This is a genomic window from Klebsiella sp. TF21-TM (genome assembly GCF_019753495.1).
In the GTDB taxonomy this organism is placed as follows: Bacteria; Pseudomonadota; Gammaproteobacteria; order Enterobacterales; family Enterobacteriaceae; genus Klebsiella; species Klebsiella quasipneumoniae.
Map to the genome: position 1 here is coordinate 63,951 of NZ_JAIJYL010000006.1, position 9,433 is coordinate 73,383.

12 protein-coding genes are annotated in these 9,433 nt (G+C 58.6%); 9 read left to right on the forward strand and 3 right to left on the reverse strand.

What is annotated here, in order from left to right; translation table 11 throughout:
* The first annotated feature begins 42 nt into the window (after positions 1-42).
* The 6 genes from K5R89_RS07900 to K5R89_RS07925 all read left to right on the forward strand — a co-directional run bounded on the left by K5R89_RS07900 (position 43) and on the right by K5R89_RS07925 (position 5,273).
* Complete coding sequence (locus K5R89_RS07900) at positions 43-1,371, forward strand: aspartate aminotransferase family protein (protein ID WP_048297302.1); 1,329 nt, start codon at positions 43-45, stop codon at positions 1,369-1,371.
* Positions 1,368-1,922, forward strand: a complete 555-nt coding sequence (locus K5R89_RS07905; RefSeq protein ID WP_171005034.1) for a carboxymuconolactone decarboxylase family protein — start codon at positions 1,368-1,370, stop codon at positions 1,920-1,922. Before K5R89_RS07900 ends, K5R89_RS07905 begins: the two co-directional genes overlap by 4 nt.
* A gap of 127 nt (positions 1,923-2,049) precedes the next feature.
* Positions 2,050-2,802 carry a glutamine ABC transporter substrate-binding protein GlnH gene (gene glnH, locus K5R89_RS07910; protein WP_023289263.1) on the forward strand — a complete coding sequence of 251 codons (753 nt, stop codon included), beginning with the start codon at positions 2,050-2,052 and terminating at the stop codon, positions 2,800-2,802.
* A gap of 51 nt (positions 2,803-2,853) precedes the next feature.
* Complete coding sequence (gene glnP / locus K5R89_RS07915; protein ID WP_049014957.1) at positions 2,854-3,510, forward strand: glutamine ABC transporter permease GlnP; 657 nt, start codon at positions 2,854-2,856, stop codon at positions 3,508-3,510.
* Positions 3,511-3,512: 2 nt separating this feature from the next.
* Positions 3,513-4,235: a glutamine ABC transporter ATP-binding protein GlnQ gene (gene glnQ / locus K5R89_RS07920; RefSeq protein WP_048295788.1), complete on the forward strand. Its 723-nt coding sequence runs from the start codon at positions 3,513-3,515 to the stop codon at positions 4,233-4,235.
* A 21-nt stretch (positions 4,236-4,256) separates the two neighbouring features.
* Positions 4,257-5,273 carry a C45 family peptidase gene (locus K5R89_RS07925; protein ID WP_023289266.1) on the forward strand — a complete coding sequence of 339 codons (1,017 nt, stop codon included), beginning with the start codon at positions 4,257-4,259 and terminating at the stop codon, positions 5,271-5,273.
* Here the strand turns inward: K5R89_RS07925 and K5R89_RS07930 are convergent.
* Positions 5,270-6,460: an MFS transporter gene (locus K5R89_RS07930; protein ID WP_087827928.1), complete on the reverse strand. Its 1,191-nt coding sequence runs from the start codon at positions 6,458-6,460 to the stop codon at positions 5,270-5,272. The two genes, K5R89_RS07925 and K5R89_RS07930, sit on opposite strands and share 4 nt — an antisense overlap.
* A 175-nt stretch (positions 6,461-6,635) precedes the next feature.
* Between K5R89_RS07930 and K5R89_RS07935 the strand changes: the two genes are divergently transcribed.
* A complete protein-coding gene (locus tag K5R89_RS07935; protein WP_087827927.1) occupies positions 6,636-7,517 on the forward strand; it encodes a LysR family transcriptional regulator in 882 nt (293 codons plus the stop codon).
* Positions 7,518-7,587: 70 nt separating this feature from the next.
* On the opposite strand, the gene K5R89_RS27375 is transcribed toward K5R89_RS07935, so the two are convergent.
* Entirely contained in the window at positions 7,588-7,683 is a 96-nt protein-coding gene (locus K5R89_RS27375) for a hypothetical protein (protein ID WP_227523333.1), read from the reverse strand.
* Positions 7,684-7,774: 91 nt separating this feature from the next.
* Between K5R89_RS27375 and K5R89_RS07940 the strand changes: the two genes are divergently transcribed.
* A complete protein-coding gene (locus K5R89_RS07940; RefSeq protein WP_044522295.1) occupies positions 7,775-8,086 on the forward strand; it encodes a hypothetical protein in 312 nt (103 codons plus the stop codon).
* A gap of 122 nt (positions 8,087-8,208) precedes the next feature.
* Here K5R89_RS07940 and K5R89_RS07945 read toward each other — a convergent pair whose 3' ends face one another.
* Entirely contained in the window at positions 8,209-8,691 is a 483-nt protein-coding gene (locus tag K5R89_RS07945; RefSeq protein WP_087827926.1) for a glutathione peroxidase, read from the reverse strand.
* Positions 8,692-8,849: 158 nt separating this feature from the next.
* Here K5R89_RS07945 and K5R89_RS07950 point away from each other — a divergent pair, with 158 nt between their 5' ends.
* Positions 8,850-9,413 carry a hypothetical protein gene (locus K5R89_RS07950; protein ID WP_072413014.1) on the forward strand — a complete coding sequence of 188 codons (564 nt, stop codon included), beginning with the start codon at positions 8,850-8,852 and terminating at the stop codon, positions 9,411-9,413.
* Positions 9,414-9,433 lie beyond the last annotated feature (20 nt).

A 9,433-nucleotide genomic window follows, 5' to 3' on the forward strand; every position in this document is an offset into this window, starting at 1 on the left:
ATACGCTCAATTAATGTAGCGGATTCAGGAGCAGAACCCAGTATGAGTCATGTCATTCACCGCAGCCTGCGTAGCACGCCGATGGTGGCCTCACGTGCGCAAGGGGCCTATATCTTTGATGCCCAGGGAAAACCGTATCTTGATGCCTGTGGCGGGGCGGCGGTTTCCTGCCTCGGACACGCGCATCCTGATGTGCTGGCGGCGATGCACCGCCAGATCGATCGGCTGGCCTATGCGCATACCAGCTTTTTCACCAGCGATGCCGTCGAGCAGCTTGCCGAACATCTCACCCGCACGGCGCCCGGCGAGCTTAACTACGCCTACTTTGTCTCGGGCGGTTCTGAGGCGGTAGAGACGGCGCTGAAGATGGCGCGGCAGTACTTTGTGGAGATCGGCCAGCCATCGCGCACCCGCTTTATCGCCCGTCAACAGAGCTATCATGGCAATACGCTGGGCGCGCTGGCGGTGGGGGGGAACGAATGGCGCCGTCGCCAGTTTGCCCCCTTATTAATGGATGTTATCCGCGTCTCCGCCTGCAATGAGTACCGCGATCGCCGGGCTGACGAGACCCAGCAACAGTATACCGAACGTCTGCTCAATGAGCTGGAGCAAGCCATCCTTGAGGCCGGCCCGGAAACGATCATCGGTTTCTGTGCGGAAACCGTGGTGGGAGCGACGACGGGAGCCACGCCGCCGACGCCGGGCTATCTGCAAGGGGTCCGCCGCCTGTGCGACAAATACGGCATCCTGTACATCGCGGATGAGGTGATGTGCGGTATGGGGCGGACCGGGACGCTGCATGCGTTTGAACAGGACGACGTGGTGCCCGATTTAGTGACCATCGCCAAGGGACTCGGCGGAGGCTATCAGCCGATTGGGGCGGTACTGGCGAGTGAGACCATCGTCTCCGCGCTGAAGGCGGGCAGCGGGTTGTTCCAGCACGGTCACACTTACATTTGTCATGCCACCGCCGCGTCGGCAGCCCTGGCGGTGCAGCAGGTGATCGCGCGCGATAATTTACTGGACGCCGTCAAACAGCAGGGCGCCTATCTGCACAAGGCGCTGCGCGAGGTGCTGGGGGAGTTACCGCATGTCGGTGATACGCGCGGACGCGGCCTGTTTGCGGGGGTCGAACTGGTGCGCGATAAAGACGACAAAACGCCATTCGATCCTGCCCTGAAGCTGCACGCCGCGATCAAAGCAAACTGTATGGCGCGCGGACTGATGGTCTATCCCATGGGCGGCACGATCGATGGCCAGTCTGGCGACCACATCCTGATTGCACCGCCATTTATCATCACCCCGGCGCAGCTCGATTTTGTGGTCGATACGCTGAACAGCGTGATCCGCGAAGAGACGGGGAAATTATGATCAATCGTTTACCGCCCCTGGCGGAACAGGAATGGGACGATCGGCAGCGTCAGTTAGCGGAAGAGATCATCAACGGACCGCGCGGCGCCTTGCTGCCGCCTTTTGAGCCGCTGCTGCGTAGCCCCGAGCTGATGGCGCATGCCCAGCGTATGGGGGAGTACCTGCGCTATCGCAGCGCGCTGGGCCAGCGTCTTTCTGAACTGGCGATTTTGCTGACCGCGCGGCACTGGTCGCAGCCGGTAGAGTGGGCGATCCATGCGCCGATAGCCCGCGAGAAAGGGATCTCTGCCGCGGCGGTGCAGGCGATTAAGGAAAGGCGCCGGCCCGCGGATCTGCGGCCCGATGAGCAGGCGATCTATGACTTCTGTCAGCAGCTGCATCAACAGCAAAAGGTCAGCGATGAGACCTGGCAACAAGCCATTGAGTTATGGGGCGAGAAGGGCGTGGTGGATCTGATTGGAATAAACGGTTATTACAGTTTTCTCTCCATGGTGATGAACAGCGCGCAAACGCCAGTACCGGATACCTCTGACGCTCTGTTTTCTGAATAAGTTATCGATTTTATTCGGGCGCATAAAACTGCGCCCGGCATATCAGCTCTTATTATTGGTTCTTCCGGCGAGATATTTCGCAGGATGACGTTCGTTGTAGGCTATTTCAATGACGCTGAGGGTAATTATGAGTGGGTTATTTAAGAAATTAAAGCTGACGCTGGCATTAGTTATTTGTTCAGCCAGTTTTGTGACAGCAGCAGAAGATAAAATAACGGTGGGTGTCGATACTGCCTTTGTTCCATTTGAATTTAAACAAGGCGATAAATATGTCGGCTTTGATATCGATCTGTGGGACGCGATTGCGAAGAAAATGCATATCAGCTACGAATTAAGGCCGATGGATTTCGGCGGCCTGATCCCCGGTCTGCAGTCGCGTAATCTGGATGTGGCGATGGCGGGAATAACGATTACCGATGCGCGCAAGCAGGTCGTGGACTTCAGCGAAGGATATTATAATGCCGACCTGCTCATGGCCGTGAAAAGTACCGACAACTCCATTGTTAAATTCAGTGATTTGACCGGGAAAAAAGTCGGCCTTAAGCAGGGGACGGCGGCAGCCAGCTTTATGAAAAGCAAATATAAAGCGAATTATATCGAGTTCCCGAATATCGATAACGCCTACCTTGACCTGCAGGCCGGTAATCTCGATGCCGTGGTTCATGATTCACCTAATGTCCTTTACTACGTGAAGACGGCGGGTAACGGCAAGGTCAAATCCACCGGTGAGACGGACAGCATTCTGCCACAGCAGTATGGCTTTGCGATGCAGAAAAACAGCAGCCTGACGCCAAAAGTCAACCAGGCCCTGCAGGCTCTGCGCGCCGATGGCACCTACGACAAGATTTACGTAAAGTGGTTTGCTAAACAGCCGAAATAACCCTGCCAGGTCGGAGCGATCCGACCTCATATTTTCTTTACGGGTAGAAGCATGAATTTTGACAGTCGCTATATTTGGGATGCATTGCCGCTGCTGATGCAAGGTTTGCAGCTGACGCTGATTATTTCGTTATCAGGTTTATTAGGTGGATTAATCATTGGCTTGCTGGCCGGGACCTGCCGCGCATTAGGCGGAACAATATCCAAAACGGTATCGCTGGTGTTTGTAGAAGTCATCCGCGGGACGCCAATTATGGTGCAGGTGATGTTTATCTACTTCGCCCTGCCGATGGTGTTGCCAGTGCATATTGACCCGGTTCCCGCCGCCATTATCACCATTGTGATTAACTCCGGGGCTTATATAGCGGAGATCACCCGGGGCGCGATTCTGTCGATTAATAAAGGATTTAAAGAAGCCAGCCTGGCGATGGGATTATCGCCGCGCAGCACCCTGTGGCATGTCATTATGCCGCTGGCTTTTCGGCGGATGATCCCGGCATTAGGCAATCAGTGGATTATCAGTATAAAAGATACCTCGCTGTTTATTGTCATTGGCGTGGCAGAATTAACCCGTCAGGGACAAGAGATTATTGCCGGCAATTTTCGGGCGCTGGAGGTGTGGACGGCGGTGGCGATGATTTATCTGTTTTTGACATTGTGCCTGAGCTTCCTGCTGAAACAACTTGAGAAAAGGATCCATATTTTATGAGCATGGTTGAATTTAGCGCGGTAGCGAAAAACTTCGGCGCCACTCAGGTGCTGCACGATATCAATTTAAAGATTGAAGCGGGCGAGGTGGTGGTGATCATCGGTCCTTCCGGTTCGGGAAAATCGACCCTGCTGCGCTGCATTAACAAGCTGGAGGAGATCTCTTCGGGAACGCTGCTGGTGGCGGGCATGCACATTACGGATCCGCATGCGAATGAGTGTGATATTCGCCGCGAAGCCGGTATGGTGTTTCAACAGTTTCATTTATTCCCGCATCTGACCGCCCTGGAGAATGTCATGTTTGGTCCGCTTCGCGTGCGCAAGCAGAGCAAGGCCGCGGCGCGGGAGCAGGCGCTGGCGTTGCTGGACCGCGTGGGGCTGCGTGAACGCGCCAACCACTATCCGGCAGAGCTCTCGGGCGGTCAGCAGCAGCGCGTGGCGATAGCGCGCGCCCTGGCGGTGAAACCCAAAATGATGTTATTTGATGAGCCAACATCCGCCCTCGATCCCGAACTGCGGCATGAGGTGTTAAAGGTCATGCGATCCCTGGCCGAAGAGGGCATGACGATGGTGATTGTGACCCATGAGATTGGCTTTGCCAGAGAGGTGGCTTCCCGGTTGATCTTTATTGATGGCGGCACCATTGCCGAAGATGGTTCACCTGAGGCGCTGCTCACGGCCAGCAGCAATCCGCGTCTGCAAGAGTTTTTGCAACACGTATCCTGAACATAAGTGAATGATGACTATATGAAAACAATCGCAATCCGTGGTTCCGCCTATGCGGTCGGTCAGCAGCTTGGCGTGTTTGGTCGTGAGGCCTGGCATACTAAAATCAGGCAAACGGCGCTGTGGCAAACCGTAACCGCCCTGAAAACGGCGGAACAGACCCAGCGCATGCGCGCAGCCGTGCAGGCGCAGTTCCCGCTGATTTGGCAGGAGCTGGAGGGCATGGCGGAGGGGCTGCAGGCGCCGGTGGATGAGGTGTTCGCCTGGAACTGTCGCGGCGATCTGGTACGTTCGACGTCAGATGGCTGCACCACCCTGGCGGGGAGAAGCCCGGAGGGCGCGTTGATCATTGCGCACAATGAAGACGGCTTCCCGCAGCTGCGTGAAGAGTGCGCCATCGTCAGCGTAACCCCTGAGGTGGGCCTCGCCTTCACCAGCTTTGCCTATCCCGGCTCCCTGTGCGGGCATACCTTCGCGGTGAATGAGAAGGGGATAGTCAATACGGTCAACAATATTCGCGCCGTGCATCGTCCGGACGGCATGCCGCGCCAGATTGTGGCCCGCGCATCGCTGAACGCCGCCACCTTAGAGGAAGCCGTCACTTTGCTGAGCGCCACGCCGCGCGCGGGCGCGTTTCACCACACCCTGGGCCAGATGGGCGATAGCCGTCTGTTTAGCGTGGAAGCCACCGGCTCCGGCAGCTCGGTGCTCGAGTTGTCCGCCACCGGCGGGCATGCCAACCATCTGATCCATCCCCAGCTTGCGGCCATTGAACAGATCGTGACCGGGAGCTCCGGTTCGCGCCAGCGGCGCCTGGACGCGTGGCTGGCGACGAACCCGCCGCTGGATGGCGTGACAGCGAAAGCGATGCTCTCCGACCAGCAGGATCCGCTGTTACCGATTTACCGGCTGTCTCCCGACGATCCGGATGAGGAAAATACGCTGGCGACGGCCATTTTTACCTTGAGCGCGACCCGCGTCGTGTGGCAGGTCTTCACTCTGGACCGTGAAAACGCGGTCTTACAGGGCAGCGTTTAGCGGGCCGAGGGCGCTTTCAGTAGGGCGATCAGCAGCGTACTGCCCACCATGATCCCCGCCGCCAGCCACACCATTCCCGACAGGCCAGCTGAGGCGATCAGCTGGCCGCCGACAAGCGCCCCGGTGCCGATGGCGGCATTAAAAATGGCCACGTAAATGGCTGATGCCGGCTGGGCGACCGCGCCCGCGCTGCGCAGCAGCCAGGTCTGTAAGCCGACGAACACAATCGCGATGCCGGCGCCCCACAGGGCTAACAGTAGCCCGCTAAAACAGAACGGCAGTGGCGCAAGACGGGCGGCGCCAAGGATCGCCAGCGCGCCACCGCTCAGCAGCAGCGCAGCGAAAATCAGCCCCTTCAGATGACGATCGATAAGCTTACCGGCGATAACGTTACCCAGCAGCCCGGAAACCCCTGACAGCAGCAGCAGGCCGGAGAGGGCGGTCGCCGGGACTCCCTGCAGATTTATCAGCAGCGGTTCAATGTAGGTGAAGGCGGCAAAGTGTGCGGTAATGATGCAGGCCGTGGCGCCATACAGACCACCGAGCAGCGGATTGCGGAAAATATCGCGATAAACACGCAGCCTGACGGAGGCAGGGGCGGCCAGCGGGGGCAGCGTTGAGTACAGCGCCGCAGCGGCGGCCAGTGACAGCAAGGCCATCGCCATAAACGCGTGTCGCCAGCCCGCCAGGGTGGCGATAAAGCTCGCCAGCGGTACCCCCACTACGCTTGCCGCCGACACGCCGCCAAAAATGATCGCCGTGGCCAGCCCCAGCCGGTGCGGCGGCACCAGCTGCGCGGCGACGATGCCAATTAAGGCCCAGAAGGCGCCATGGGCCAGGGCGCCAATCATGCGGGCGCTCATCAGGGCGAACATCGAATAAGACCGGGTTGCGGCGAGGCAGGAAAGCGCCAGGAACAGCATCAGCCCGACCAGCAGCGCCTTGCGGGAAATACGCGCCGGCATCGCGCCGGAAAGCAGAGCCGCCAGGGCGCCCACCCAGCCATAGGCGGTGACGGCGAGGCCCATGCCGGATTCCGTCTGGTGAAAATCCGCCGCCAGGGCGCTGAGCATGCCCACCGGCGCCAGTTCGCTGGTGACGATCGAAAAGGCGCAGATCCCGAGCGCAACGACGGCTATCCAGACGCGCGCCGGCGCCGGGTGGAGGGGTAAAGCAATCTCTTTCATATCAGGCGTATCCTTAGGAAAGGTGCGTTCCGCGCGGTGCGCGGACGTTCAGGTGAGGAGCGAGCAGGCGACCGGATGGCCTGGTTGTCTCCGCGAGTGGCGTGCAGTATCATCCCTGTGAAACTGATAAAAAAGAGCGGAAAACGGAGAGTCGTTTTCCGTAAATGGAAAATAGATGACCGCAGAATTTAACTGGGATGATGCGCGCATATTCCTCGCCATCGCCCGGGCGGGAACGCTGAGCGGCGCCGCCGACAAGATGAACATGGGGATTGCCACGGTCTCCCGCCGGCTGGATCGGCTGGAGCAGGCGTTGAACGTTCCGCTCTTCAGCCGCCATCAGAGTGGCTATCGCCTGACCGACGATGGCGAAGCCCTGCTCGCGCGGGCTGAGGCGCTGGAATACGCAGGCCTGGCGTTCGGCGAAGCGGCGCAACTGCAGGGGCATGTCGCCGGGGTTGTCCGCCTGGCCACCGCGGACAACCTGGCCACGCATTTTATTCTGCCCTCCCTGAAAGGGCTCCTGGACCAATATCCCGAGCTGCGGGTGGAGGTGCTGAGCGGCGTGCAGTCGGTGAACCTGCACCGTCGGGATGCCGATCTGGCGATCCGCATGGTCAAGCCTGAGGCCGGGCATCTGACGTTAAAGCGTCTGGGGACGGTGGGGTTTGGCGTCTATGGCGCCGCCGGCTATCTGGCCGGCGCGGACGGCCAGTCGCTGAGCGAGGCGGACTTTGTGGGGTGGCCGGAAACTCACCAGCACCTGCCGGCCGCCCAATGGATCACGCGCACCCTGCGCGGCCGGCCGTGTAAAGTCGAAGCCAATACGCTCGTGGCCCAGGTTTCCGCGGTATCCGCGGGCCTCGGCCTGGGCGTCCTGCCGCACTTTATGGCGCGGGCCAGCGGCCTGCAGTGCCTGCAGCCGGAGATCGGCGCGGATCAGACCCTCTGGCTGGTGATGCATTCCGACCTGGCCGGGTCAAGACGCGTGCGGGTTCTCGCCGACCATCTCATCGCTCTCTTTGCGGATCATCAAGAGCGGCTGGCGATGCCCTGAAGGGACGCGGCTTGGGCGTGTATCGATAAGACCCCCCGGGGCTGACGAGCCACGATTTTTTCCGCGCCCGCTAACCGTCATACTCACCGCGCAATATTCGGCCCAATGCTGCGCCGCAGTCGAAAATACTACAGAGTGAGGGGATATCCTCGTCCGGCAAAATAATTTTGCGTTGTTGCCAGCGCCGCCTTGTTGCGCTCCCCCAAAAATGCCTGTCGATGTTAGGGTGAGAGGTTGATTACCACAGGAGAACGCAAATGATTGTCAGGACCTGGCACGGCTGTGTGCCATTGCAACATGCCGAGGGGTTTGCAAAGCACCTTGAGCGGACCGGCGTGGAACACGCCCGGGGTATCTCCGGCAACAGGGGCGCGCTGGTGCGCCGGGAAAACCAGGGCGAATGGGCGCATTTCTTTCTCGCCACCTACTGGCAGGATCTCGCGGCGGTCAAAGCCTTCGCAGGCGAAGACTATCACGTCGCGGTCACCTATCCGGACGACGAAGTATTCGAACTGCTCTCCGACCCCTACGTGTTTCAGCATGAGGTTGAGGCCGTGTCGCCGCTGTAGGCTGCGTATCGGGCAGGCGGAAGTTAGGCCAACCACAGACGGTTGCTGGCCGCGTGAGATCGACCTCTACCTTGCCATGGGCAGCCAGCCACCGTTGGGTGAGCGTGGAATGACAGGAACACTTAGCCTTTGAGTGCGGCAACAATGGCGGCTTCCATTTTCTCCGGCGTCGTGAACGGCGCAAAACGCGTGAGGGGAGTGCCGTCGCGACCGATGAGGAACTTGGTGAAATTCCACTTGATCCGTCCGCCGAGCACGCCGGGCAACGCTTGTTTCAAATAACGAAACAGCGGATGCGCGGCGGGGCCGTTGACGTCCACTTTCTCAAACATCGGGAAGCTCACGCCGTAGTTAACGTGACAGGTCTGCTCGATTTCATCCGCACCGCCGGGTTCCTGCTTGCCAAACTGGTTGCAGGGGAAACCAAGCACAACCAGCCCCTGAGCCGCGTACTTTTGGTAGAGCGCTTCAAGGCCAGCATATTGCGGCGTGAAGCCACAATGGCTGGCCGTATTCACCACCAGAACCACCTTGCCAGCATAGTCAGCCATGGAGAGGGGCTGTCCGCGCAGGCGGGTAGCCGTCAATTGATAAAAAGGGGTCATAGCAGGCTCCTGAGAGTAGAAACAGTTCAACGCTGACGATCGCGCGAATGTTTGAAGCAGATTAGGCAGTTATGATACACAGGGTTAGGGATTTGTACCTGGAGTGTTAAAAAAACGCCAGATGTCATAGAAAAAATCGCGAACAGGAACGGCTGAAAATGGTGAAATATATCTTATCGCTGGTCGTAGTGGCGATGCTCGCAGGCTGTACCAGCGCGCCAAACTTGCCGCCTCGGGATACCATTGTGGCGGTGAAACCCACAGAGTCCGGTATTGTCGCCAGCTCAGCGAAATACAGTTACCGCTTTGTCCGTGACGGTGTGCCTGAGGAATATCAGCGTTATAAGACCTTTTATGAGCGCTTTCACCAACAGGCTTCCGGCGTGCGGGTTAACTTTGTCGTGGAACAACATGAGGTAACGGCGGAATATCTGGTGGTGATGGATCAGCGCAAACTGGATGCCGGGCAGCATAGCGAGCTGGTAAATCAGTATCATGCGGTGCAGATTGATAACGATCGCCTCGGGGTGTTGTTTAAAGCGACAGGGTTTTGGACGGCATCGGACGCGTCAGATCTGGCCGCCGCCTACCAGTTAGCTCACCCCGTTGTGGTATCAATCAATGATAAGACCAAAACGATTAGCTCGCTTGGCGCCGTCGCCATGGCCCCGTTGTTTCCGTTTTACATGATGTATGGCTGTGCCATCGGGCCTTGTGTCTGAAGAAAATAGCCAGCAAGTCA

Excerpts from the sequence above, each read along its gene's own strand:
- K5R89_RS07900 (WP_048297302.1), top strand. The coding sequence starts at position 43 with ATGAGTCATGTCATTCACCGCAGCCTGCGTAGCACGCCGATGGTGGCC.
- K5R89_RS07905 (WP_171005034.1), top strand. The coding sequence starts at position 1,368 with ATGATCAATCGTTTACCGCCCCTGGCGGAACAGGAATGGGACGATCGG.
- glnH (WP_023289263.1), top strand. The coding sequence starts at position 2,050 with ATGAGTGGGTTATTTAAGAAATTAAAGCTGACGCTGGCATTAGTTATT.
- glnP (WP_049014957.1), top strand. The coding sequence starts at position 2,854 with ATGAATTTTGACAGTCGCTATATTTGGGATGCATTGCCGCTGCTGATG.
- glnQ (WP_048295788.1), top strand. The coding sequence starts at position 3,513 with ATGGTTGAATTTAGCGCGGTAGCGAAAAACTTCGGCGCCACTCAGGTG.
- K5R89_RS07925 (WP_023289266.1), top strand. The coding sequence starts at position 4,257 with ATGAAAACAATCGCAATCCGTGGTTCCGCCTATGCGGTCGGTCAGCAG.
- K5R89_RS07930 (WP_087827928.1), bottom strand. The coding sequence starts at position 6,460 with ATGAAAGAGATTGCTTTACCCCTCCACCCGGCGCCGGCGCGCGTCTGG.
- K5R89_RS07935 (WP_087827927.1), top strand. The coding sequence starts at position 6,636 with ATGACCGCAGAATTTAACTGGGATGATGCGCGCATATTCCTCGCCATC.
- K5R89_RS07940 (WP_044522295.1), top strand. The coding sequence starts at position 7,775 with ATGATTGTCAGGACCTGGCACGGCTGTGTGCCATTGCAACATGCCGAG.
- K5R89_RS07945 (WP_087827926.1), bottom strand. The coding sequence starts at position 8,691 with ATGACCCCTTTTTATCAATTGACGGCTACCCGCCTGCGCGGACAGCCC.
- K5R89_RS07950 (WP_072413014.1), top strand. The coding sequence starts at position 8,850 with ATGGTGAAATATATCTTATCGCTGGTCGTAGTGGCGATGCTCGCAGGC.